Raw genomic sequence first — 26291 nt, 5'->3', positions numbered from 1 at the left:
CTGCCGACTGGTATTTGGCGTAGAGAGACAATGATAGGAGTTCATCATGCTTGACGATGTTCAGCTCGAGAAGCACCGCCCACTTAAGTTGATGCAACGGCCGGCGAGACGTCCGCCCTTCGAATGCATTGCCCTGTTGCTACAAGGCGGCGGCGCGCTAGGCGCCTATCAGGGAGGCGTCTATGAAGCCCTTGTCGAGGCGGGACTCCACCCCGACTGGACCGCCGGCATTTCAATCGGGGCCATAAACGCCGCCATTATTGCCGGCAATCCGCCTCATGAACGCGTCGCGAAGCTTAGGCAATTCTGGGAGCTCGTCACCTCGCCCGGGCCGTTGGGATATGACACCGATCTCACGGCGCTGCTCAAGGGCGACGCTGCTCGCGCCATGCTCAACCGGTGGAGCGCGGGCCAAGCCTTGTCTATGGGCGCATCAGGGTTCTTCGAGCCGCGCCCGATGATCTCTTGGTTATGGCCACATGGCTCGATTGAGGCCACGAGTTATTACGACACGCGCCCACTCAGAACAACGTTGGAGCGGCTCGTCGATTTCGACCGCATCAACGGTGATGACATGCGCTTGAGTGTTGGTGCCGTCAATGTGCACACGGGTAACTTCGTCAATTTCGACTCCACGACGCACCGAATCCGCCCTGAGCATGTGATGGCGAGCGGTGCGCTGCCACCCGGATTTCCCGCGATCGAGATCGACGGCGAGCACTACTGGGATGGCGGCCTGATCTCGAACACGCCGCTGCGTTGGGTGGTCGAAAACCAACCGGAACGCGATACACTCGCATTCCAGGTCGATCTCTGGTCGTCTAGCGGCGAGCTGCCGCGCAATATGGCGCAAGTGCCGACGCGGCTGAAAGAAATCCAATATTCAAGCCGGACCCGCGCCGAATCCGATCGCTTCCGGGAAATACAGGTTTTGCGGAACGCCCTCTCGAGACTCATCGAGAAATTGCCGGAGGAATTGGCGGCGAGTTCCGAAGTGGAGATTTTGCGCGCAGCGTCCCAGCCCAAGACCTGGAATCTTATCCAACTCATTTATCGATCGAAAGAGTATGAAGGCGACTCCAAAGACTACGAGTTCTCGCGCCGAAGCATGGAGGATCACTGGCGGGCAGGCTATTACGACACCGTCCGCACGCTGAGGCATCCCCAAGTGCTCGAACGGCCGCGCAGCCTCGACGGCGTCTTCATGTTCGATGTCGCGGAGCACGGCCGCGAATAGTGGTCGATGGATGTGCATCGCCCGATCGAGGAGGCGGTGGCAGGGACGGCTTCCAGTGTCGCCGTCACCGCCACGCCGATCAGTTGACCGGCAACAAGGACGTTTAAAAACATCGCACCGCCCTCCGGCAGGTGACGCACAAGAACATTGGCGTTCGTGCAGGGCGGCCCTGTGTCGGGACGTTCTGGATCCAAGTTCGCCCGTTGATGCTACCGCGAAGAACGATGGCGATGTCTCCGACGCGAACGCCACCGAGAATGTCGACGAACAGGCGTTCCTCCAGTTCCGGCTTCACATCTGGATAACGCCGCCGGAACGGTCGCGGCGAAATTTCGGAGACGACTGAGATTTGAAAAAGCCGATGGAGAGACGGCCCGCAGAGCCCTTTCCATTGGCCCTGGAGCGGTCTTGCAAGGACTGCATCTCGTCGATGACGTGCCTCTACCAAAAACCTTTGTCCACGAAACCTAATAGCGGGTCACTGCTCAAAAAAGCAGCAACAGTGCTAAGGCTCATCTAAGCCTTCCACGATTACGTCTCGCCACCAATTCCACTCCTTTACGCTGGAGAGATTTTGTGACTCTTGCACATCCAATCGAACGCGGCGGGCACCCCTTGCTCAACAAGGTTCCAGAGGTCGCGCTGATTTTCTGGATCATCAAAATCATGTCGACCACGGTCGGCGAGACTGGCGCCGATTATCTCGCCGTCCATGTCGGGCTGGGCACGGGTGTCACGACGGCGATCACGGTATCTCTGCTGCTTCTCGCGCTCGCGTGGCAGCTGTCGGCTCAGCGTTATATCCCCGCAATCTATTGGCTGACCGTCGTCTTGATCAGCGTCGTAGGAACTCAGTTGACCGATTTTCTCACCGATAAGCTCGATATAAGCCTTTACGTCAGCACGTTCGGGTTCGCAGCGATTCTCGCAGCCACATTCGCGATTTGGTATTCACGTGAGCGCACCTTGTCGGTGCACTCGATTGTCACGGCGCGACGTGAACTATTTTACTGGACCGCTATTCTCTTCACATTCGCGCTCGGCACCGCGGCGGGCGATCTTGCCACGGAAGCCTTGAGCCTTGGCTTCAATCTTGGCGTCCTCGCTTTTGGCGCCCTTATCGCGCTCATCACGCTCGCCTATTATATGGGTGGAAACGCCGTTCTGACCTTCTGGTTGGCATATATCCTGACGAGACCGCTCGGCGCCTCGCTGGGCGATCTCCTTTCTCAGGCGCGCGAATATGGCGGTTTGGGCTTCGGAACGATTTATACCAGCCTCGCTTTCCTAGCCGTCATCATTCTTCTCGTGGCGACGTTGAGCATCAACGCCGGCCCGACACAAGTGAGACAGGAAGAACCCGGAAACGCCTAAAGTGCCGCGATAATCTTGACGGCACCTGAATGTCGCTCAACCCATGTAATATATATATCTGATTCAGAAAGGGATCCCCATGCGCTTTTTCTCTTCCGCACAACCAAAGCTCCTTGCCTCAGCTCTTTGTATTGCCGTTCTGGCGGCGCCGGTTGCCCCCGCAATATTTGCCAGCACGCCAGTTGCCGCGGCAGTCTCGAAGCTTGGGGATTTATCCGCCTTTCGCAAGATCGTGGCGGACACCGCAGCGCTGGTTGACAGTGGCGACTTCGCCGGCGCAACAACGCGCATCAAAGACCTCGAAATTGCCTGGGACGACGCTGAAGCTGGATTGAAGCCACGCGCGTCGGCGGACTGGCACATCGTGGACAAGGCTATCGACAAAGCGCTCGAGGCCTTGCGAGCGGATAAGCCCGATGCGTCAACCTGCAAACAATCGCTGGCTGAACTTCTCGTGGTGATGGATCAGATGGTGGGAAAATCGTAGCTGGGTCAGGACCCGCGGAGACATCCTCGATGCGCGCACTCCTCGTCGAAGACGATCGCATGATTGGCGACGCGGTCGCGAGCGCGCTGAAAGACGCCAGCTATGCGGTCGACTGGGTGCGCGATGGCGAGTCGGCGATCCTTGCGATCGGGGGCCATCATTACGACATCGTCCTGCTCGATCTTGGCCTACCTAAAGTCGATGGCATTGCCATTCTTCGCGCGCTTCGTTCCGGCGGCAATCAAACGCCCGTGTTGGTGACGACGGCGCGCGATGGGATCGAGGATCGCATTCTTGGTCTTGACAACGGTGCCGACGACTACGTCGTCAAGCCGTTCGATTTGGGCGAGTTGCTGGCACGTATGCGCGCGCTTATCCGGCGCGGGACGGGAACGGCAGCGGCAATCCTGACAAACGGGTATCTGGCGCTCGATCCGGTCACGCGAGAGGCAACGTGCGACGGGAACTGCGTGCGCCTGACCGCACGGGAGTTCGCCCTGCTTCGAGCCTTGCTGATGCGGCCAGGGGCGATCCTGTCGCGAAGCGAACTGGAGGATCGCATCTACGGGTGGGGCGAGGAAGTGGAGAGCAATGCGGTCGAATTCTTGATTCATTCTTTGCGCAAGAAGCTTGGAACCGATGCGATTAAAAATGTCCGAGGCATGGGATGGATGGTTCCCAAAATATCTTGAGGCGATCGCTTCAATTCCGACTTTCGGTGTGGCTGTCGCTGGCAACGGTCATCTTGGCCATCGTGGCGGGCGTGTTTTCCTTTTTTTCAGCCTTCGACGAAGCGATCGAATTGCAAGACGATCAGCTTCGCCAAGTGGCGTCGCTCGTCCATCGACAATATTTCGCCAACTCCCCGGCAGCCCCAGAAGATGTGCCGACCTCCGATCCGGAATCGCGTATCATCGTGCTTACCGCGCAGGCAACGGAGGGGTGGAAGCCCCAGGCCGAAGCACGCGACTTGCCCGCAAATCTACGCGACGGACTGCACACACTCATGATCGGCGACGCGCGCTGGCGTCTCTTCGTGCTGACTCGCGACAACAATCAGCGCGTCGCAGTTGGTCAGCAGACTGCGGTGCGTGACGAAAACGCGCAAAATAGCGCCCTGCGTACCGTAGCGCCCCTGCTGCTACTGGTTTTGATTCTGCCGCTGCTAGCGGCCTCGACCGTGCGCACCATGCTGCGTCCGCTCCGAAACATGGCCGCCGATTTCGAGAAGCGCTCGGAACAGGATTGGAAGGAAATTCGCACCGATTCCGTGCCCTCGGAGGTACAGCCCTTAGTCCTTGCCATCCGGCATTTGCTGAGCCGTGCGGCCGAGTCAATGAGAGCGCAGCGGCGATTTCTCGCTGATGCCGCGCACGAATTGCGCTCTCCGCTGACTGCGCTCTCCTTGCAGGCAGAACGCTTAGGGGGCGCCGACCTTTCCGCAGAGGCGCGTATACGCCTGACGACGCTCCGGCGCGGAATTGCGCGGACGCGTGCCTTGCTCGATCAACTGCTCGCATTGGCGCGGGCACAGGGAGAGGGTGGCGAGGCTCAGCATGTATCGCTGACTCATGTCTTCCGGCGCGTTCTCGAAGATGTGCTGCCGCTCGCGGAAGGGAAAGAGATTGATATTGGCCTCGTGACGCAAGACGACATATCTGTACGGGCGAACGAGGTCGACTTGCTCCTCGTGTTGAAAAATCTAATCGAGAATGCAGTGCGCTATACGCCTGCGCAAGGGCGTGTGGATATCGCCGTCGCATTGGTGCCGGACGGCGCCGTCGTATATGTGGACGATAATGGTCCGGGTATTCCACCGGATGATCGCGTGCGCGTGTTTGATCCTTTTTACCGTCGGCTTGGGCACGATGAAGTCGGCTCGGGTCTGGGGCTTTCCATCGTCAAAGCGATCGCCGAGCGGATCGGCATTGACGTATCCCTGGACGCTTCGCCCGCGGGCGGGTTACGGGCAATGGTCGTCTTTCCGAAGGCGGTTTTTCATCCTGTTGCCATGCCGCCGACGCGAGCGCGTCCGTCCGAAGTTCTCGGAAACAGGTTGATTGGGTCGCAACAACAACCTTTCATCCAAGACTCGGACGGACAGCCTCTGTCGAAATGACCGGAAGCGGTTGTGACGAGGTGAAGATCGACATGTGTTAGCGTCGGGGCTGGGCGTAAGCGCGGCTACGCGAATAGCCGCTGCCCGATGAACTCGCCCTCACGAACGCCCGCCGGGCAGGCAAATAAGCCACTACCTGTGTGCGTCGTGAACTGGTTCAGCGCGTCGAGCTTGGCCATGGGCTCGAAGACCTTGACGAAGGCCGTTCTAGGATCGCGCTGATAGGCCACGAACAAGAGGCCGGCGTCATAGAGCATGCCTTGGCGCCAGGGCGGCCAACGCTCGGCGGTAAAAGCGACGCCGTCGTTATAAGAATAGCCGCGGCGGAACATTTGCGCGCCATCGTTGCTCGCCGCCGCGCCAAGCCGGACATGCGACGTCTCGGGAACGACTGGATTGCCGTCGGCGTCTGCGCGGTCAAGCTCAAGCGGTGCGCGCTCTTCGTTCTTGCCAAGCGGTGCGCCCGAATATTTGTGGCGGCCGATCACCTGCTCCTGGAAATCGACCTCCGTGCGGTCCCAATGTTCGAGCGAGATCCGGATCCGGCGGGCGACGACGTAACTGCCTCCACGCATCCAATCTGGCCCTTCATCGCCGACCCAGACCACATCGTCGAAATCCCGTGGGCTCTCCACCGTCGCCTTCGTGCCCGGCTGGCGTGGATTATTCGTGCCGTCAACAAAGCCCATCAGATTGCGCCCCGTTTCGCCAGCCGGCGTATTGGCTTGGAACCCCGTTTGCATCCAACGGATTTCGGCTGTGCCATAGGCCAGGCGATCAAGCTCCCGTATAGCGTGGAAAGCGACGAACGGATCGTCGGCGCAAGCCTGCACACTCAAGTCGCCGCCGGTACGCGCCGGCATCAGTTGATCGCCATTGAATTTCGGCAAATCCGCCAAAGCCGCCGGCCGCTTGGCCGCAAGCCCGTAACGATCGACGCCGTCCTTGACGAACAGGCCGGGGCCAAACCCGAACGTGAGCGTCAACCGTGCCGGCGCCAAACCGATTACCGATCCGCCATCCCCGGCTTCGGCAGACAGGTCTTGCCCAAGGGCGCGTGCCGTCTCGCCCGAGGTCATGCGCGCGGCAGCCTCGGTCCAAGCCTTCAACATGGCGACAACCTCATCGCGTGTCTTGGCGACGAGGTCGAAGGAAACAAAGTAGGTATGTGCCTGCTGTGGCGTGGCGATACCGGCTTGATGCGCGCCGTAAAAGGCTTCGCGGCTCGGCGCCGCGCTTGCATTGTCCGGTGCCGCGGCGCGGGCGACCCCGCCCGCGCTCAACCCGGCGATGAGCCCCCCCGCGCCAGCGAGGAGGCCGCGCCGCGTCGGCCCGCTCTCAGAATTTCGAAACGGGCACTTCATTTCGCCAGAACCAGCGTGTTGGCTTCGTCCTCGACGAAATAGAAGCCGTCGCCGGCCGGCGTCATGGCGATGCCGAAGAGATCGCCCGACCCCGGAGGCTTCTGCGCCTTGTTGGGATCGACCCAGCGCGCCTTGATCTGATCACCGCTTACCGGATCGATCTCGACCACCTGCCCGTTCTGGGCATTCGTGACGATGAGATGGTTGTTGCGCGCAACGGTCATCGCCAGCGGCTTTTGCAGCATCCCTTCCTTGGTCACGGTACGGCCGACGCCCGCGCTATGGTCGCGGGCCGCGGCGTCCCAGATCGCCTGAATGCGGTTGCCGGCGGCGTCCGACACGTAGAGCGTCCCGTCCGAACCGAGCGCGAGCCCGGTCGGACCGATCAGGAACGCATCCTTGCTCGGCTGTGCGCCGAAGCCGCTGGCGATGACGGTCTCTTCGGCGACCGCCGGCGGCTTCCCTTCGGGGATCGACAGCTTCACACGCAGCACTGTTGCCTCGTTGACGACACGCGGATCGCCTTCGGGAGAGCCGATGTCGAAACCGGCATTGCTGACGAACAACGTCGCGCTTGTGCCCTCGTCAATCACCGCCATGTTGCCCCAGGGCGCATTGATCTTATCGTCGGCGATCACGCTCGCGACCTTGCCGCTCGAATCGAGAACGATCAGGCAGCCCGCGCCTTTGGTGCGGGTCGTGCCGTCGGCGCTCGGTGCGCTGCCAACGATTACCCAGCCGGACTTCAGCATTGTCATTGCGGTCGAGAGGCCGACACCGCCAGGGCAACCGGCGAGATTGCGTGGAACCGTCGCGAACGTCGTTAGCTTCTTGGTCGTCGGATTGTAGTTGACGATGGTCGTGCCAAGGCCTTGCAAATTGCCATCGTTGTTAAAATTGGTGACGAGCACGTCATCTTTCTGCACCGACCCCGCCGAAACGGGCGCAACGACAATTGCGTAGGGGTTTTGATCGCCGTTCTCAGGCACCGTCGAGGTTAAAGTCGTCTGGTGGTGGATGGTATCGAGGAAGCTCGCCGGTTGCCCGGCAAGAGCGCTCGATGAGCAAAGAAGCACCAGCGCGCCCGCGACGGGCCAAGACCGAGCAAATCTCCGTTCTGCATTCAACATTCCTGTTACTCCTTGATGCTGTAAACCACGGTATTGGAGGAATCGGGTTCAGACTTCGCGCCGCGCGCGGGATAGGCCATCGCGGCGCCTTCGACTTGAAGCCAGACCTGCGATTGCGGACGTGGAACGGCATACCCGGCAGTGCGCGCTTTCACCTCTTGGCCAGTTCCGTCGAGTTTCAATGTGACGCTCGCATCTTGGCCGTAGTAAACGGTGGAGACGACATGCGCAGCGACGCACCCGGCTCTTTCCGCGGATGAAAGCCGAATCTGCTCGGGCCGAACCATGATTTGCGCCGGGCCATCCGATGCGGGATTTGCAAGAGCCAGGATCCCAAGCGTTGAAACCGCCATGCCGCTCTCGACACGCCCGGGCAGCAACACCGCTTCGCCGACAAATTGTGCCAGAGCAGCATCCGCAGGCTGACTATAAAGAACGCTAGGCCGCGCAGCCTGGACGATGAGCCCATCGCGGAGCACCGCGACCTGTTGGCCCATCGACAACGCCTCGGCTTGGTCATGGGTCACCAGGAGCGCTGTCGCGCCAGCTTCAGCCAAGGCGGCGGCGATCGCTTGCCGCGTCTCGCTCCTCAAGGCGGCGTCCAGCGCTGAGAAAGGCTCGTCGAGCAAGACAAGCTTCGGCTCTGGTGCAAGCGCCCGCGCCAACGCGACCCGTTGCTGCTCGCCGCCGGAGAGCTGATGCGGTGCACGATCGACATAAGAGACGGGAAGGCCCACGCTGGCGAGCAATGCCTCGATGCGCATCCGATCGCGCCGCTCCCGGCGCGGCAACCCGAACGCGACATTGTCGCCAACGCTGAGATGCGGGAACAACGCCCCTTCTTGCGCCACATAGCCGATCCGCCGTTCTTGCGGCGGCAGATGAGAACCGGGCCCGGACACGAGTTTGCCGTCGATCTCAATCCGGCCTGAATCGGAGCGATCGAAGCCAGCGATCAGCCGCAGCAAAGTCGTCTTGCCGCTGCCCGAGGCGCCAAGGATTGCAATGAGTGAGCCCGAAGCCACGTCGAGATCGACCCCGCGCAGGATCGATGCCCCCGCGAAAGACCGTGCCAGCTCGACAATCCGCAGATCCGCCATCGTCACCCTTCCTCGGGAAAGGCGGCCGCGCCAAAGCGGCGTGCGAAGAGCCAAACCGAACCAAGGGAAATCGCCAGCATCATTGCCGCGAACGGCGCGGCGGCGGCGAAGGCGACAGCAGACGTATTCTGCCAGACTTCGGTCGCCAGCGTGCGCGTGCCGATCGGCGCGAGCAGAAGCGTCGCGCTTAATTCCGTGGCGACAAAGACAAAGACCATCGCCGCACTGCCGCCAAGGCCCGGGCCGATCAATGGAGCTAGAACGCGCAGTGCGACGCCCATCCATCCGATGCCGAGCGACCGCGCCGCTTCTTCGAGCCGACGCGGCGCTTGAACCAGGGCGGAGCGAACGCCGACAAGCGCCAACGGCAAAAACAGAATCGCGTAGGCCAGCACGAGAAGGGCGGCACTTTGATAGAGCGGCCGAAGGAATTGGACACTGAGCGAGACGAAGGCAAGCGCCACGACAATGCCCGGCGCGCCCATTGCGAGATAAGCCGCGCGCTCCAGCGACGTTGCAAGTGGGCCGGGATAGCGATCGCTTAAATAGGCGAGCGGCGCGGCAAGGACGAGCGCAACAACGGCGCCTGCCACTCCATAGCCGATCGATGCGAGCGTTGCATCGACGATGGCCGGCAGCGAGGGCGCAGCGGGCGAGGTTGCAGCCTCTGCGTGTTGCAGCAACCAATAGACGACCATGCCGATCGGCACGCCGAGCGTGGCGACCACGAGAGCAGCAAATCCGATCAGCGCCGGCCATTTGAACCACCCAAGCTGCACCGGCACCGCAATGCGGCGTGTGCCCGAGCCGACACGCGCATATCGAGCGCGTCCGCGTACATGCAATTCGGCGACTAGAAGAACGAGGCATAGAGCGAGTAGGACCAGCGCGAGAAGCGAGGCTTCGGGACCGTCGAATCCGGTTCGGTACTGCGCGTAAAGCTCGGTCGTGAAGGTGCGGAAACGCAACAGTGCAAAGGCACCGAATTCGATGAGCGTATCGAGTGCGACCAGCAACACGCCACCGTAAAGCGCCGGGCGCAATTGCGGCAACGTCACGCGAAAGAAGCAGCGCCAAGGACCGAGCCCGCACGCCCAGGCCGTTTCTTCCAAGGCCGGATCAAGGCCGCGCAGGGCGGCGGCGACGGGAAGATAGACAAGCGGATAATAGACACAGGTCACGACAAGCAATGCACCAGCGAAATCCTGCAAGGCGTTGCTGAATGATACCCAAGCATAACTCGCAATGAAGGGGGGAACCGCCATCGGCGCCGCCGCGAGCACCGCCCAAACACGCCGCCCCGGCAGATCCGTTCGCTCGACGAGCCATGCGGCGGTCGCGCCCAGAATTGCGCACGTCAGCGATGCCGCAACAGTGAGGCCGATCGTATTGACGAGCAGTCGCCCGACGAGCGGACGAAAGAGCAGCGTCACCGCGTCGTCGCTTTTGACTTCGAGCGACTGCAAAAGCGTGAACAGGATCGGCGACAGAACGACCAGCACGACGAGCACGGCCACGAAAACAAGCGAGAACGGCGCCCGGTCCCCGACGGGGACCGGGCCGCGCGCCGTCGATGCGGTACGTGGCGGCGCTGCGGCGACGGCCTCGCTCATCAGATCAAGCCCGCCTCGCGCAGCAGCACGGCAGCGTCATGATCGTCGCCGATCTGCTTGAGCGTGATCTTCGGCGGCTGCAATTCGCCGACGGGCTTCAGGATCGGATTGGCTTCGACGCCCGGAACGAGCGGATATTCGAAGGTGATGTCGAGCTTGGCGAGCATTTCCTGCGTCGGCTTGCTCACCAGGAAGGCCAGGAACTTTTGCGCCGCGGCTTGATTGTGCGAAGACTTCAGCACGCCCGCGCCCGACACGTTCATCAGCGCGCCAACGTCTCCGCCGGAGAAATGATGGATGGCGCTTTTCATCGATTCTGCCCCCTTCTCCATGCGCAGGCGCGGCCAGTAATAGTTGTTGATGATCCCCGTTGCAGCCGCACCGCGCTCGACTGCCGCCACAACGCCCTCGTTGTCGTCGAAAATGACCGCGTTCTCGCGCAGGCCCTTGAGCCAGTCGAGCGCTGCAGCACGCCCTTTGACAGCCGAGATCGCGCCGACCAACGGCAAGAAGTCGGCGTCGGTCGGAGCGATGGCCACCTTGCCCTTCCATTCAGGCTTCGCAAGATCGAGAAGCGAGGCGGGCAGCGCCGATTCCTGGATCATGTCCTTGTTGAAGGCGAGGATGTCCTCGCGCGCGAGCACACCGACCCAGTCGCCTGCTGCACCGCTATCGTCGGCCGGCACCTTGGCAAGCGTCGGCGGATCGACCTTGGTGAGCAGGCCTTTTTCCGAAAGCAGTTCAAGCTCCGGCGAATTGGCGGTGAAGAACACATCAGCCGGCGAAGACGCGCCTTCCTTCACGAGCTGGCTCGCCAGTTCCGGCGGCTCGCCTGCATGGACCTTGACCTCAATGCCAGTTTCCTTGGTGAAAGCCTTCGTGAGGAGATCCACCGTTTGCTCGTGCTGGGCGGCATAGACGGTCAGTGCGGGAGCGGCGAACGCGCTCGTAGACGCCGACACAAGACAGATTCCGAGAGCGGCAGTCGATACAGTCGCGCGAAACGCGGAAAGAAGTCGCATGATTGAAGGTCCTTGCTGTGAATGGTCGCTGGGCTGGTGATGGGCGCACGCATCACATCTCGGTGAGGGCCCTCGGCCCATTCCGCTCGATGGTGCGCGAAGATGGAAAAGCGTGATGCGCGGCGCTTCAGGCGTCTGAGGCCGGCGCTCGTCGATGAATCCGCGGTCTGGCAAATAAGGTCACGATGGGCTCCAATTTCGAGGTTCAAGGCCTCGCGGTTCCTGCGAAACGCCTCCCGTGGAAGACGTGTAGCGGACTGTTTACATGGCGCAACCCTGCCGTCAAGAATTTCTCAATGTTTTGAAGCACTTTTAGATTTAATCTAAACTGTAAACTGAGGGCTTTTTTCTCTAAGACATTGCAAATTCAAGCCGGTTTTGCATCGCCAGAATTGTTCTAATCTTTGCGACACGCCGCCATTGAGCACCTCGACCGGCCAGCGAGCGTAAAGATCATCCCCGTTTTGACCCTAACCTCCGCGCAACGCCTCGAGGTCCGGCTTTTTCGAAAGAGCCAAGGTTCCTGCTATGGCAATGGAGCCGCAGACCAACGCCGTGGCCAGGGCCACCGTGAGATATAGCCATGGCACCGAGAGCGTCTCCGGCGGCGGGTCGAATACGCCTGCAAGGAGAGTTACCAATGCATAAGCCATGCTGCAGCCGACCGGCGTTCCCAAGATTGCGCCGCCGATCACAATGAAGAGCCCCTCGCCCCAGAGAAAAGCACCAAGCTGCCTTGGCGTCGCGCCAAGCGCCGATAGAATGGTGAAGCTTCGTCGCCGCTCCGCGAGCCCAAGCGCTAGGACGATACCGGTCACGCCCGCGATCATCAGCACGGAATAAGCAAGTTCCAGAGCGGTCAGGCCGCGCAGATCGACCGCGGTAAGACTCGAACTGATAAGCGCCTGCGTCTCGCCAAGGGTGGAGACCTTCGCGCCGCCTTGCGTTGCCGCGCGCGAGCGCGCGGCTGCCGCCACGGTGTCGGTATCCCCCGAGGTTCGCAGCATGACAACCTCGCGGGCGTCAGACCCGGTTTGCTTTGCGATATAGTCTGCGTTGGCGACCAGAAATGAGTCCTTTGGTGCCGTCGGAAACTCTCGGACGATCCCGATGAACTTAAAGGGAACAACATGATATTGTTGGTCGCCTGTACTCTGCAGCCGCAAATTCAAGCGATCGCCTTGTTGCAATTGAAAGTCATCGACGGTCTCCTGCGAGACAAAAACGCCGTCGGGTGTCTCGGCAAGGAGCGAGAGAGATTTGGCTGCATCATGATTGGCAAAATAGGCGTTGGAGATCGTCGTCGATTTGCCAATTGTCAGGGGATCGATTCCGAAAATGTCTTGCAGGTCTGCGCCGACATAGGCGAAACGATGCATCATCGGCTCCACGTCGTCCACGCCTGGAATGGTGCTCAGTTCCGCTAGAAGTGCATCCGCAGGATGTGACGTCGTCCCCGTCAAGGTCACATCGGCGCCGTTGGCCAGTTCGGCATCGACGCGCGCCTGCGCGTTGTAGGTGCTGTTGAAGATGGCTGTCGCTGTTGCAAAAGCAAATGCGAGGGCGACGAGCGCAACTCCCTTGGCCATTCGTCGCCGCTGGCGAGACAATGAGGCGGCGATGATGGGGGCGAGTTGAGCTGAAAACGGCGCCAGGAGAACCGTAACGAGGCTGTGCCTGGGTCGCATTGCCCATCTGCTGAGGCGCAGCCACAGCAGATGGGCACCGATCCACAGACACAGCGGCGCCAGGAAGGCTTCGTAATGGACCGAGGTTTGCGCCACGCCTTCCGGCGCCAAAACAATCTCATAGCCGGATCTTGCGACTGTCCAGAACACAATTGCCCCCATGGCAAGGATGACAATGTCTGCATAAAGTCGTTGCCAAAGCCAAGACGTTTGTCGATCGACCTCGGCCCGGGCGGCGGAGATCGATGTACGCGTTGCATCCATCCATGCTGGAATGAGGGAGGCGGCAATGCCAAAGCCGAACCCGATCGCGCCCACCGCGATCAGCCACGGCATTGCAAGGCGCAAATCTTCCAGCCGCCACCAGCCTATGGTTATGACGACGGCGAGAATAAGGCCGGTGGCGACTCCAAGGCTGCCGATGGTCACGGCCTCGATCCCGGCCAGTTGCAATACCTGGAGGCGGGACGCACCACGAAGCCGCAACAGCGCCTGCTCGCGACGCCGCCGTTCTGAGCCGGACGCAACAATCGCGAGCGTGACCAGCAACGCCAGAATGACGCCCGGAATGCCGAGGAAAAGAAACAGCACACGCGCATAAAGTGCATCGGCGCGCACCGCATCGAGTTGCGCGACGAGATTGTTGGTGAGTGCGGCACTACCCGCAACACGGGCCTCGAAACTGTTCGCCGTGCGCTGAGCTAAGATGAAGGCCGTGCTGGGATCGGGCGGCAAGGTGCTGCGTTCGAGGAGGACATGGATTTCGGTGCGCACCGTATCTGGCCGCACGAAAGATTGCGGGTCGAAAATGGCGCGCCACTGCTGCATCGGCATTAGCAGCACATTGTCCGGCGGAGCCTGCGGCGCAAGGCTCTTAGAAACCCCAATCGCCTGGAACATCGAGTCCGCATTCGGCAAGGCGACAACACCGGCGATCCTGACGTCGACCGGCTCCATCCCAACGCGCCGGATCGTCACAATGTCGCCGGGCGCGACATGGAGATTGGCGGCGGTTTGGGCGGCGGCCAACACTCCATCCCACGAGCCCACATTAAGCTCGAGTTGACCGGAAAAAATCCGGCGATAGTCCGCCTCCAGGCCGAGGACTTTCCCCGGTCCCGTCGTCTGCGATGTCTCGCCCGTCGTTGCGCCAAAACCATCCGTGTCGGCATAGCCCACGGACTGCAGCGAAGCATAGCGAGCGGCCTTGCCGATCGCGTCGACCACCATCGCCGGATCTGCGCCCGGCGCAACCAGCACCTGCCAGTCGACGGGGAGACTCGCCACCGCACGGCGCACCATGCTTTCGGAAGAAGCGACAACAAAGGTTCCAAGCGATACGAGCAAGGCTAGCGGCAGAGCAAGTCCGACTGCGGCACAGACAAGACGGCTCAAGTGTCCCGTGAAGATACTTTTGAGCCAAAGCCGTATCATGCGCCCGCCATCTCCGCCGATGATCGAAGCTCGCCGTGATCCATGAGCCACGTCGTCGTCATGCGCTCCGCCACCGAAGAATCGTGGGTTGCAACGACGACTGCCGTATCGCCTCCCGCAAACGAATCCAACAACGCGTCCACGGTTTGCCGCGCGATCGACTGATCCAACTGCCCCGTCGGCTCGTCTGCCAGGATCAACTTGGGCCTCGGCGCGATAGCCCTCGCCAGCGCGACACGCTGAGCCTGTCCTCCTGACAGCTCTTGCGGAACCTTGTCCGCGATGTTCGTCAGACCAAGCGCCTCCAACGCCGCCAGCGCCTGACTACGAGGCGAAGGAATGCGTCCCATTATGCGCAGCGGCAGTTCGACGTTCTCGACGACATTCAATGTCGGGATCAGACTCGGCGCCTGGAACGCAATGCCGATGTAGCTTGGGCGAAGCGCACGACTGCGACCAAGTGCCGGCCAGCTCAGAGAACCGCTGGTCGGTACGTCGAGGCCGGCGATCAGATGGAGCAGCGTCGATTTTCCGCTCCCCGAGCGGCCAAGAAAAGCGATGCGGTCGCCGCTCCGAATCGCGAATGACGCCGGTTTCAGGGCAAAGACATCCGCCCCTCCCTGGTTGAAGCGGCGTGCCACGTCCCTCCCTTCCACGAGGATTTCAGGCATTGCTCATCCTTCCGTCCCGCAGATGAATGATCCGGTCGGCGCGCACAGTGAGTGCCTCACTGTGCGTTACGACCAGGACGGCAACGCCTGCCCGACATTGCTCACCCAACAGATCAAGTATCGCGCTCTCCGTAACGACATCGACCTCGCCGGTTGGCTCGTCGGCGAGAAGGATGCGGGGTGCGGCCGCCAGCGCGACGGCAAGACCCGCTCGCGCCAGTTCGCCTCCGGACAACTGACCCGGCCGCGCCGTCTCCCGATCAGCCAAGCCCACATCCACCAACAGCTGCTTTGCCCGGTCGTTGTCGATCTTCCTGGCAACGGACATCACAAGCCTGATATTGTCCGCCACCGAGAGCGAGGGAAACAGATTGCGGGACTGCATGAAGATGCCGACATGTGCGCCTCTACGACATGCGCGGTCGGCCTCGCTGCGACGCGTCAGACGCTCGCCGAGCAGTTCGACATACCCTCCGTCCGGCTCATCGAGTCCCGACAAGCACGCAAGCAAGGTCGATTTACCGCTGCCAGAAGGCCCCACCACCGTGACCAGTTCGCCCGCATCCAGCTTCAGACTGACGCCGCGAAGCGCAAGCGTTTCGGATTCCGGCGTATGAAAGAACTTGTAGAGATCGAAAGCCTCCAGGACGGCCATGTCATTGCCACCGGAAGCTTTTCGACATGAGGTCCCACTGATCGGCATTGTCCGCTCCCAGCGGCGACGACAAGGTCAAGGTAGCCAGCTTGCCGTTCTGCCAAAAGAAATAGCGCACGTTCTCCTCCCGGATCGCCTTCTCGGTCACCGGATTTGGTTCGGAATTCGAGCCGTAGCTGACCACCACGGCCGGGCCCGCCGGAAGCTTGACGGATTTGACCGCCCTGACGCGAACCGCCTTGCCCGTCTTCTCGAGCTCAGCGACATCGGTTTGCTTGACGTTGGCCACGGTCGCCGCATCGTCGCGTTGCGACACGACAACGACGATTATATTGTACTTATCATTGAAGGTGACGCCGTTCGTGGTCTCTCGGCGAGCCCATCCTTCGGGCACCTTGATCATGAAACCCAAAGGAGAGCGATAGTCGATGAAGACCTGATTGTCCGGAATGTCGCCGGGCGGGTTCTTTTCCGGGGCCACGGGATTTTCGACGGTACTTGCTTGCGCAATGAGCTGCGCGGGCGCAAGTCCGACGAGAATCGCTGTAGCACTCGCGATGACAAGGGCGCTCATTCTGGCCACGTCGACCTCCTATTGCTGCCCCCGGGTGAGCTATGAGCCTATGCCCAAAGCTCGTTGGCTATCTACTTAACTTCCTGCTTCACCTCTAGAACCGAACAGGAACTCTTCTCTGAAAAGAATTAGCTGCGACTTAGTTGCGCGCTGACACATGGCCGCTGCTACTTGGGGCCGAACTGCCGGGTAGTGCCGGCTTCAAAAATGGTTGGAACAGGATCGGCTCCGAACAGCGCGCTACCTGTAATATCCAAAAATCCGATATATTTGATAGACTTCACTTAATATGCGGTTCTGCTCCGACAGCTTGATGACTTAGGGAGACGCGAGAGTCGGTATCGTGGACAGTGGGGATCGAGATGACTGTCGGACCGAAAGCAACGACGATCGCAGGCAATCGGCGCTAGAGCATGTTGTTTTTTGGCGGAATCGCACAGGACCGCGACCGTCCCTCAGAGATCGCCGCTGTGCTTCCATCTTAAAGTCAGCACGCTCTAAAGTAAGAATTTTGCGCCTGATTTTTGCTCCGTCGCACAATAGGGGGTTTTGCGATAGATTCCAGCGCGCGCCATTTTTCGCTCATACCCACTCAGGTCCCTTGATTGATCGTGCCAAGTATGGCCGATTTGTGAAATTTTTGCGGCAATGCCTACCGAACGATAGGCGCGTGGCGGGTCCACATTCCCCAATAACATCCGGAACATTTTTGTTTGTCGGATATTGGGGATATTTCGTGAAGCGATCGCGAGGCTTGAAGATTGCGCTGCTGGCAACAACCGCGCTGGTGGGCGGCCTGCTGGCCGGTGGGGCGCAGGCGCAGACCTGGACCGGCGCGACCAGCACCAATTGGGCGACCGCCGGCAACTGGTCCGGCGGGGTGCCCACGACCGGCACCGTGGTCATCACCACCCAGTCGCCGAATGCGACGGTGCTGGGCGTGTCAAGCGCCGCAACGGCAACAAGCGGCGCCCTCTTTATTGGCAACACCAGCGGCACCTCGGGCGGCCTGACCATCCAGAACGGCAGCACGCTGACCAACGCCAACAGTGTGGCCATTGGCAACGCGACCGGCTCGACGGGCTCGGTCACCGTCACCGGTTCCGGCTCGAAGCTTACCAACTCCGCCGGCTATATGTTTATCGGCAATGCCGGCACCGGAACGCTGACAATCAGCTCCAGCGGCGCCGCCTCCACCGCCTCCAACCTCTATGTCGGCAACACCATTACCGGTGTGGGAACGGTCAGCCTGTCAAGCGGCGGAACGTTGACCGTCGGCAACGCCCTTGTCCTTGCAAACGCCTCTGGATCGAAGGGAACAGTCACCGTCGATGGCTCCAGCTCGAAGCTCACCATCGCGCAGGTGCTGTATGTCGGCACTGGTGGCACTGGTACGCTGACCCTCACCAGTGGCGCGACCGCCACCGTTGCCAGCACGATGACCCTCGGTGTCTCAAGCCGGTCGACCGGCACGGTGACGATCGACGCCTCAACGCTGACCAGCGCCCAGCTCGTCGTTGGCAATTCAGGGACCGGCACGCTGACCATTAAGGACGGCGGTACGCTGACCAACACCAATAGCGTCACCATCGCCAACGCCTCGGGCTCGACCGGCACCGTGACTGTCACCGGCTCCGGCTCCAAGCTCACCAATTCGGCCGGCTACATGTATGTCGGCAATGGCGGCACCGGTGCGCTGACGATCAGCTCCAGCGGCGCCGTCACCACCGCCAACAACCTCTACGTCGGCAACGCCAGCACCAGCGTTGGAATGGTCAGCCTGACGAGCGGCGGGACATTGAGCGTCAGCAATGCCCTTGTCCTTGGCAACTCCTCCGGATCGAAGGGAACGGTGACCGTCGATGGCAGCGGATCCACCCTGACCAACAGCTCGTCTCTCTACGTTGGCAATAGCGGAGCCGGCGTACTTACGATCAGCGATGCTGGTGCTGTCACCAGCGGCTGGTCAACCATTCTCGGCAATAACTCCGGTTCCACTGGCACCCTCACCGTGACTGGATCGGGCTCGTCGTTGACCAGCAGCGGCTGGATCGAGGTTGGCCTCGCTGGCACGGGGGCGTTATCGATCACCAACGGCGCAAAGGTCTCAGACACCTATGCAAGCGGCCAAATCTATATCGCCGGATCATCAACCAGTGTTGGCACCGTTACCGTGGATGGCTCTGGCTCATCTCTCACGAACAATAGCTGGATCCAGGTTGGCGCCGCTGGCACGGGGACGCTATCGATCACCAATGGCGCGACCGTGACGAGCGGAGGCGGCCTGCTTGGCAACGCCAGCACCGCAACTGGCACCGTGACCATCGACGGCAGCGGTTCAAGCTGGACGGTCGTCAATACACCCCTCTACACCACCGGTCTGCTTGTGGGACGAGACGGTGTCGGTACCTTGACGGTGCAGAACAAAGGGACACTGACCTCCAGTCCCAATACCTACATCGGTGACAATAGCGACGGCACCGGCACCGTTAAGGTGACGGGTTCCGGGTCGACCTGGACCAACAGCGGCACGATCTATGTCGGGAATGCCGGAAAGGGTACACTGACGGTCAAGAATGCTGGCGCCGTAACGAGTGGCGCCGTGATCATTGGCAATGCGAGCACAGGCACGGGCACGGTGACGGTTGACGGTTCCGGCTCGACGTTGACCAGCAGCGGCTCGATCACGGTCGGCAGTTCGGGCACGGGCACTGTGACGGTGAGCAACGGCGGCGCGGTGATCGCGGCGGGCGCGTCCTATATCGGTGGCTGGACCTCGACGGCGAGCGGCGCTGTCTCGGTCGATGGTGCCGGCTCGAGCTGGACGAACACCGGTGAGTTCCTGGTCGGCTATGTCGGCACCGGAAGCCTCTCGATCACCAATGGCGGCACGGTCGTGGTCACCGGCGGCCTGCATGCCGGCGACTATCCGACCGGCGTCGGCACCGTCGTCGTCAATGGCAGTAGTTCGAGCCTGACGGTCAGCGGCCAGCTTGGCCTCGGCGAAGCCGGAACCGCGACGATGACGGTTTCCGGCGGTGCATCCGTCAAAACGGGAGAAGCCTGGATCGGCAACGGCCATCAGGCGACGGCGATCGTCTCGAATGCCACCTGGACCAATACCAATGACCTGGTTGTCGGCATCACCACCTGGGACGATCGCGCCAACGGCACGCTCACCATCGAAAACGGCGGCCAAGTCACGAGCGGCAGCGTCACCCTCGGCGTGGTTACAAGCTCTCCCGCCAGAACGACCGCATCGACGACCAGCGCGACCGGCACGATCCTTGTGACAGGCTCTGGCTCATCATTGACGGCGAGCGGGGCGTTGGTTGTCGGCGAGACGGGGACCGGGTCGCTGTCGATCCTGTCCGGCGGCTATGTCACGAGCGGCTCGGGGACCGTCGGCGACGCGGCGAGCGGGGTGGGCACGGTTCTGATCGACGGCACCGGCTCGACCTGGGACGACACCGGCGATCCGATCGTCGGCAATGCCGGCACCGGCACCCTGACCGTTCAAAATGGCGGCACGCTGATCAGCACGGTGAGCGTCATCGGCAACCAGGCCACCGGTGTCGGCACGGTCACGGTCACCGGCGCGGGTTCGACCTGGACCGACAACAGCACCATCACGGTGGGCAATGCCGGCACCGGCACGCTGAACGTGACGAACAGCGGCCTGGTCATCGCCAAGGGTGGCGTGGTGGTGGCGGCGCAATCGGGCTCGACCGGCACGCTGAACCTGACCAGCCTCGGCGAGCTGCAAACCCTGGCGCTCACCGGCGGCGCGGGCAGCGCCCAGGTCAATTTCAACAATGGCGAGCTCACCGCGCTCGCCAGCAACAGCGCCTTCGTCGCCGGCTTCTCCGGCACCGAGCTCAACATCCAGAGCGGCGGCCTGACCATCGACAATGCCGGCTATACGGTGACGGCGACCAGCCCGTTCAGCGGCGTCGGGGCGCTGACCAGCGAAGGCACCGGCACGCTGATCACCACCGCCGCCAACACCTATAGCGGCGGCACCATTATCGAAGCCGGCACCCTCCAGCTCGGCAATGGCGGCACCACCGGCTCCATCCTCGGCAATGTCACCGACAACGGCACCCTGGCCTTCGACCGCTCCAACCTCTACACCTTCACCGGCGTCATCTCCGGCACCGGCAAGCTTACCCAGATCGGCTCGGGCACCACCGTGCTCACCGCCGTCAGCACCTATACCGGCACCACCACGGTCGCGGCCGGCACGCTGGCGCTCAGCGCCACGGGCGCGCTGACCGGCGGCGGCGCCACCTCGGTGGCCGCCGGCGCCACCCTCGGCGGCTATGGCTCTGTCGCCGGCACCGTGACGAATGACGGCACCATCGCCGTCGCCGATGCGGTCGGCGCTTTTAGCGGCGGCGCCAAGGGCACCTTCACCATCAACGGCACCCTCATCAACGACGGCCTCGCCCAGGTCGGCGGCAGCGGCATCGGCAATTCGCTGAATGTTGGCTCCTATGTCGGCGGCAGCGGCAGCGTTGTGGCCCTCAACACTTATCTCGGCACCGACGGCTCCCCCTCCGACCTGCTCGTCATCAATGGCGGCACCGCCACCGGCACCTCCGGCTTGCTCATCACCAATGTCGGCGGCGCCGGCGCGCTCACCTACGGCAACGGCATCCTGGTCGTCGATGCGATCAACGGCGCCACCACCGCGGCCAGTGCCTTCACCCTCAAGAGCCGGGTGATCGCCGGACCCTACGAATATACGCTCTATCGCGGCAGCACCGACGGCAGCAGCTCCGATGATTGGTATCTGCGCTCGACCCTGCCGGTGAGCGACCCCAATTCCTCCACCCCCAACTACCGCCAGGAAGTCTCGCTCTATACCGCCTTGCCCTCGATGGCCCAGCTCTATGGCCGCACCCTGCTCGATACGCTGCACGAGCGCGTCGGCGAGGAAGAGCAATTGCGCGGCAACCCGGGGCTCAATCCCAATAATCCCGTGCTGAACGGCGCCTGGGGGCGCGTCATCGGCCAGCACGGCGACGTCGGCGGCACCACGATCTACAGCAACGGCCCGAAGCTCAACTATGGCCTCAGTGCCGCCCAGGCCGGCCTCGACCTGTACCGCCAGAGCCATGACGACGGCGCGCGCGATCATGCCGGCGTCTATGGCGCCATCGGCCATCTGAGCGGCAATGTCACCCATGCCGGCGGCACGCTCGCCGGCACCACAAGCTTCGACGCCTATTCGTTCGGCGCCTACGGCACCCATTTCGGCCGCTCCGGCTGGTATGCCGACGCCGTCGCCCAGGCCACCTGGTACGACAGCGTCACGGCCCGCTCCTCCCGCAGCGCCGGGCTGGCCAATGCCATCGGCCTGTCGACCCAGGGCCTCGGCCTCGCCGCCTCGCTCGAGGGCGGCTATCCGGTGCAGCTCGGCAACGGCTGGATCGCCGAGCCGCAGGCGCAACTGGAATATCAGCACATCAATCTCGACCAGGCCGCCGATGTTGCCGCCACCGTGCGCTTCAAGGCGGCCCAGTCGCTGGCCGGCCGCCTCGGCCTGCGCGTCGCCCGCACCTTTGCCCTCGAGGAGGGTGCCCAGCCGCGGGTGATGACCACCTGGCTGCGCGCCAACCTCTGGCACGAGTTCCTCGGCGACAACAAGACCGAGTTCTCCTCCGCCACCGGCTTCCTGCCGTTCCAGTCCAACCTCGGCGGCAGCTGGGGCGAGCTGAATGCCGGGGTGAGCGGCCAGATCACCCACAACGCTGTGCTCAACGCCAGCCTCGGCTACCAGCTCGGCCTCGACGGCCGCCGCCATGGCTACGACGGCAAAATCGGCCTCAGGTTCAATTGGTGAACCAATCCGCAACCCCACCCGCCGCGTCGCCGGCACCAATTCCTTTGACCAATAAGCCGGCCTCGTGTCGGCTTTGCCGCCGGGCCCGACCCCAACCCCAACAGTCTCGGGCCCGGCGGTTTTCTCCTCACCTCCGGCAGAATCTCTGGAAAGTCCCTGATGTTTAACTTCGCACTTACCCGGCCGCTCACCCGACTCCTCGCCATCACCCTGTTGCTTGGCGCCCCCGTGATGTCAGCCTTGCCCGTCGCAGCCCAGCAATCGACCTCCGAGCCGCTTTCTGCGAAGGAGAGCTTGCCTGGCGGCGCCACAGCGCTGCAGGAACGCCACGATGATTGGACCGTCAGTTGCTCAACTGGGCAGAGCGGCAAGAATTGCGGACTGTTGCTCGAACAGGTTGACGCCAACTCGCATCAGCGAGCCCTCGCCATTGAATTGCATCCGGCACAAAATGGCGTTCAAGGCACCTTGATCCTGCCGTTCGGACTGGTGCTCGATCAGGGCGCCATCGTCCAGATCGACAACTTGCCGCCGACTGCTCCCCTGCACTTCCACACGTGCTTGCCGGCCGGCTGTGTCGTGATGCTCGACTTCGACGCAAAAGCGCTCGCAGCCTTGCGCGGCGCAACAGCGCTCAAGGTCAAGGCCTTCGCTGACGGCGGCAAGGAGATCCCCTTTACCATCCCCCTCAAAGGCTTTCCCGGCGGCTTCGACCGCACCAATGCCCTGATGAAGTAACCGCTCACGACCCAGCCCGACCAAACCAATCGCGGCCACCCGATATCCGGGGGCCGCGAGGGGACAAGCCGACGATCCTCATCACCCGACAGCAACAAGAGCTCCGTGGCATTCAAGAAAGTACCAACCCAGATGACGCCGGAACGAAGGCACGCGCGAGCAAGCTGATCATCTGACCATGCCTATTGACAAGTTACGCGAAGGACCGGTGGAAAGATCACCGAAGGCTTTTGGTGCAGAAACGCAACCGCAAACAAAGCGCCCATGCGGCACAGCGACAATTGCGAATTGTGATTCGTACGTGGGCAATGACAGCGGCCATCGGCGAATTTAGAGCAAATTTGATACCTAAGCTCTTTTTTTGATTCCAACAGCCCGTTTACCACTCTCCTCCCAAATGCCATGGCTCATGCCCAGCAAAAGCCGCACCAGCTCAGCCTGACGGCGCGTGTTGGTTTTATCAAAAATTCGAACCAAGTGCGACTTTGCAGTTCCTACCGTAATTCCGAGTCGTTCGGCGGCCGCCGATACGCCCTCAGTCTTCAATATCTCAAGCGCCATTGCCGCTTCTGCGCGAGTCAAGCCGAATTGCCGCTGCAACTGCGCCGATGCCGGATATTGCATGCGCTCGGGATCAGCAATAAAAACGGCAACAGCATGGCCTGCGACGCCAGCCTGATCACAACGGTCGGGCAATTGCGTGACGAGGAGCGACAAGGGGGGACGGCCGGGAGAACGCGTGGCAACAGCATATCGCGCACATGTGCCGAAAACGTCCATGGCGCAGTCGGCGATCTGCTCGTGAAGAGCTGTCGTCTCGGGAACAGCTTCAGCTTGCAGTATCCCGCGCTGAAGACTTAACCCGCCATCAGCCAAAATTACCTCAGCGGCACGGTTGGCGAACAACAGTCGCGCATTGGCATCAACAGCGACCACCGCCGCAGCTTGTCTGCCAAGCAAGTCAGCCAGCAGGCGCTCCGAAAATGGTCGCGCCAAAGCCGATGACAATGGCGTCACCTCAGCGATATCCCGTGCCATTGCAAGCGCGATCGCATGGACAATGTTGCGGGCATCAAGCTTTCTGACGATCGTACCCAATATTTCATCGATTTCGCGCTCCGACCGGCACAATTTGGTCGCGACTTCACAATTTGAAAAACCATTGTACAGGAGTCGGATGACTGTCCGCTCTTGGGCCGTCAAAGTCGTCGCCATCGCTTTGGCCACAGGCAAGCTGAAGCGCATATTGACCAAAGACAGGGCGTATTCGACCTGACCTCCTGTCGCTTTGAGCGGTAAGATCATACGATCATAAGCGGCGACCTTATCTAACACGCGTGCATTCACCGAACTAATCTTTACTTCACCACTTTCCTTGACCTGAACGTAGGGGGGAATGACTAGGCGTCGTTGAAAGTCCTGATCCGGATAGCTTCCCAGTGTCTTGTTGGCTGGGTAGCTCATCCCGAGCGGATTGCGGACTCCAAACGTCTTACGCAGCACCTCCAGCGGAAATTGAGCGGGGTCATCGGGACGCATGTCGATGGCAAGAATGTTGAATGAGCCGTCGATCTGTTGCAGTTCCAGAATCAACTGCATCATTTCCGTAAACGTTCTCGGATACCGCGACGCCCACAGATCCCGTGCGTAGGTGAAAAGTTCGCGTGATTCAGGCATTTCTAGACTGAGTTCCTGTTAATTTGCACAGAACAAATTTTTTGCTACAGGGTGCTGGACAAGTTACATTTTCCCAATCACTTGGGCCCTGTTTCCAAGAACGATGGCGGATGCGGAAACGGAGAATGGTTGCTGCTTCAGACCGAGTGGGCACCGAACTGCTTATCGATGAGACGCGCTTCTCGCGTGATGCCATCCTCATATTGCCAGAGTGCTACCTGGCCCTTGGGCGGCGCGTTCACGACCTCTCGAAGCCTTTGAGCGTGGCAAAGGCCGTCTTCATGGACTTGAAACCGAGCGTCGGCTTGATCAGACGCCTGAATTTACCGTGGTCGGCCTCGACAACATTGTTGCGATATTTCACCTGTCTGTGCACCGTTTTCGCAGGAAACCTTTATAAGGTATCGATAACATGACGCGCGTCAAGACGCTATGGGGCGAAAATCCCAAAACAGGGCATCGCGTCCCAATGCGGCTTGTATTGTTGGGTATCGACGATCTTACTTCCGTTTCAGCACCGGTGCGTTCGATCACGCCGGGAGGATGCAGCCGTCCAGTTTCTTGGCGGCAGGTCACGATCATGAACGCGCCCGGGGTGCCGACCCGACCGTCTCAATAAAACAAGGCTGAGGTTGGCGAGCTCTCTTCGAGAACCGTCCACTCGCGATCTTCGCGCACAGCACCATGCTGTTCCACTCTGCAAACGCGCCGCTGCCGCCACTCGTTGGACAAAACTCGCAGTCGCGAATAAGGAATTCGCCACCGCGATGATGTCATCGTGCATAATCGCTGCCCAGGTGGTGGTGCTGCCGATCGCGCTCTTGGCCGGACGAAAGGCGGAGGAATGCGGCCGCAAGCCTGTGCTGCTCATCGGCTTTGCAATTCTTCCTTTGCGGGCTCTACTTTACATGTTGTCGAACAACAGTGCCTGGTTGATCGGCGTCCAGTTGCCGGATGTCTCGGCGCCGGCATCTGGGGCGTGCTGACGCCGCTCGTCGTCGCGGACGTGATGGCTGGGACGGGCCGATACAATCTGGCGCTGGGCGCTGTGGCGATCGCGCAGGGTGTCGGCGCTTCGCCCAGTGGTTCAGCCGCTGGCTTGATTGTCGACCACTTCGGCTACAATGCAGCATTTGCGGGTTCTGCTGGCGCTTCCCTGGTAGCCTTGGCGGTTCTCAGTCTTGCTTTGCCGAAGACGGGTCAAGGCCCTCTGCTGCCATGAGCCGTTGCAACTGCGACACCTATTGCGGAAAAGTTTCCGCCGATTTTACGCTGGACCTTTCTTCCCAACGCTTCCTGTGTGCTTCCACGGTGGGTTTGGAGATGGGAGATTTCCAGACTCAAAAGCCATAGAAACTTGTTTAGTTTCAATGGCTTGATCTTTGATTGCGAGGGCTGGAGTTAAACCTGTTGGCATGGGCTAGGAAGTTCCCTTAACCAACAAACTCGGTTACAGAACTGTATTGGCGGTATCCCTCTTCCGCCACCATGACCCCAAACTTTTCGGATGATCAGAGCATTAAGTTGGCGAATTTGGGCTCGATCGCGGAGCGGTGGGCG

Annotated in this window: 18 protein-coding genes and 1 pseudogene; 8 read left to right on the top strand and 11 right to left on the bottom strand. The window is 61.2% G+C overall.

What is annotated here, in order from left to right; all coding sequences use genetic code 11:
- Positions 1-46: 46 nt before the first annotated feature.
- From V9T28_RS05655 to V9T28_RS05635, 5 genes are all read left to right on the top strand, one after another.
- Entirely contained in the window at positions 47-1237 is a 1191-nt protein-coding gene (locus V9T28_RS05655) for a DUF3734 domain-containing protein (RefSeq protein ID WP_245424181.1), read from the top strand.
- A gap of 576 nt (positions 1238-1813) precedes the next feature.
- Complete coding sequence (locus V9T28_RS05650; protein WP_245424139.1) at positions 1814-2611, top strand: COG4705 family protein; 798 nt, start codon at positions 1814-1816, stop codon at positions 2609-2611.
- 79 nt (positions 2612-2690) lie between these two features.
- Complete coding sequence (locus tag V9T28_RS05645) at positions 2691-3098, top strand: histidine kinase (RefSeq protein ID WP_116401567.1); 408 nt, start codon at positions 2691-2693, stop codon at positions 3096-3098.
- A gap of 29 nt (positions 3099-3127) precedes the next feature.
- Complete coding sequence (locus tag V9T28_RS05640; RefSeq protein ID WP_116401566.1) at positions 3128-3790, top strand: response regulator transcription factor; 663 nt, start codon at positions 3128-3130, stop codon at positions 3788-3790.
- 26 nt (positions 3791-3816) lie between these two features.
- The gene (locus V9T28_RS05635; protein ID WP_199500179.1) at positions 3817-5217 is read left to right on the top strand and encodes a sensor histidine kinase; all 1401 of its coding nucleotides are present in this window, start codon (positions 3817-3819) and stop codon (positions 5215-5217) included.
- 65 nt (positions 5218-5282) lie between these two features.
- On the opposite strand, the gene efeB is transcribed toward V9T28_RS05635, so the two are convergent.
- The 9 genes from efeB to V9T28_RS05590 all read right to left on the bottom strand — a co-directional run bounded on the left by efeB (position 5283) and on the right by V9T28_RS05590 (position 16468).
- Complete coding sequence (gene efeB / locus V9T28_RS05630; protein ID WP_116401564.1) at positions 5283-6581, bottom strand: iron uptake transporter deferrochelatase/peroxidase subunit; 1299 nt, start codon at positions 6579-6581, stop codon at positions 5283-5285.
- A complete protein-coding gene (locus tag V9T28_RS05625; protein ID WP_116401563.1) occupies positions 6578-7711 on the bottom strand; it encodes a hypothetical protein in 1134 nt (377 codons plus the stop codon). Before V9T28_RS05625 ends, efeB begins: the two co-directional genes overlap by 4 nt.
- Before the next feature lie 5 nt (positions 7712-7716).
- Positions 7717-8811 carry an ABC transporter ATP-binding protein gene (locus tag V9T28_RS05620; protein ID WP_116401562.1) on the bottom strand — a complete coding sequence of 365 codons (1095 nt, stop codon included), beginning with the start codon at positions 8809-8811 and terminating at the stop codon, positions 7717-7719.
- A 2-nt stretch (positions 8812-8813) separates the two neighbouring features.
- On the bottom strand, positions 8814-10424 hold the full coding sequence (locus tag V9T28_RS05615) for an ABC transporter permease (RefSeq protein WP_116401561.1): 1611 nt from the start codon (positions 10422-10424) through the stop codon (positions 8814-8816).
- Positions 10424-11386, bottom strand: coding sequence for an extracellular solute-binding protein (locus tag V9T28_RS05610; RefSeq protein WP_199500178.1), 963 nt, complete (start codon positions 11384-11386; stop codon positions 10424-10426). The genes V9T28_RS05615 and V9T28_RS05610 overlap by 1 nt, the downstream gene beginning before the upstream one ends.
- Positions 11387-11916: 530 nt before the next feature.
- The gene (locus V9T28_RS05605; protein WP_339071828.1) at positions 11917-14421 is read right to left on the bottom strand and encodes an ABC transporter permease; all 2505 of its coding nucleotides are present in this window, start codon (positions 14419-14421) and stop codon (positions 11917-11919) included.
- 143 nt (positions 14422-14564) lie between these two features.
- Positions 14565-15239 (bottom strand): ABC transporter ATP-binding protein, encoded by a 675-nt coding sequence (locus V9T28_RS05600; protein WP_116401558.1) that lies wholly within the window; start codon positions 15237-15239, stop codon positions 14565-14567.
- Complete coding sequence (locus V9T28_RS05595) at positions 15232-15894, bottom strand: ABC transporter ATP-binding protein (RefSeq protein ID WP_116401557.1); 663 nt, start codon at positions 15892-15894, stop codon at positions 15232-15234. The genes V9T28_RS05600 and V9T28_RS05595 overlap by 8 nt, the downstream gene beginning before the upstream one ends.
- Position 15895: 1 nt before the next feature.
- Positions 15896-16468, bottom strand: a complete 573-nt coding sequence (locus tag V9T28_RS05590; protein WP_116401556.1) for a hypothetical protein — start codon at positions 16466-16468, stop codon at positions 15896-15898.
- Between the two features lie 736 nt (positions 16469-17204).
- Here V9T28_RS05590 and V9T28_RS05585 point away from each other — a divergent pair.
- Both V9T28_RS05585 and V9T28_RS05580 read left to right on the top strand, forming a co-directional pair.
- A complete protein-coding gene (locus V9T28_RS05585; RefSeq protein WP_147306461.1) occupies positions 17205-22316 on the top strand; it encodes an autotransporter outer membrane beta-barrel domain-containing protein in 5112 nt (1703 codons plus the stop codon).
- A gap of 159 nt (positions 22317-22475) precedes the next feature.
- Positions 22476-23054, top strand: coding sequence for an invasion associated locus B family protein (locus V9T28_RS05580; protein ID WP_245424138.1), 579 nt, complete (start codon positions 22476-22478; stop codon positions 23052-23054).
- 348 nt (positions 23055-23402) lie between these two features.
- Here the strand turns inward: V9T28_RS05580 and V9T28_RS05575 are convergent, their stop codons facing one another.
- Positions 23403-24656, bottom strand: coding sequence for a LuxR C-terminal-related transcriptional regulator (locus V9T28_RS05575; RefSeq protein WP_158554831.1), 1254 nt, complete (start codon positions 24654-24656; stop codon positions 23403-23405).
- Positions 24657-24969: 313 nt separating this feature from the next.
- A pseudogene (locus V9T28_RS23345) lies at positions 24970-25119 on the bottom strand (DDE-type integrase/transposase/recombinase); the annotation flags it as partial.
- Positions 25120-25501: 382 nt separating this feature from the next.
- On the opposite strand from V9T28_RS23345, the gene V9T28_RS05565 reads away from it, so the two are divergent.
- A complete protein-coding gene (locus V9T28_RS05565; protein ID WP_147306460.1) occupies positions 25502-25717 on the top strand; it encodes an MFS transporter in 216 nt (71 codons plus the stop codon).
- Positions 25718-26291 lie beyond the last annotated feature (574 nt).

The organism is Methylovirgula sp. 4M-Z18 (genome assembly GCF_037890675.1).
In the GTDB taxonomy this organism is placed as follows: Bacteria; Pseudomonadota; Alphaproteobacteria; order Rhizobiales; family Beijerinckiaceae; genus 4M-Z18.
Note: the sequence above shows the minus strand (reverse complement) of the source record. Positions and strands in the feature narration are given on the sequence as shown.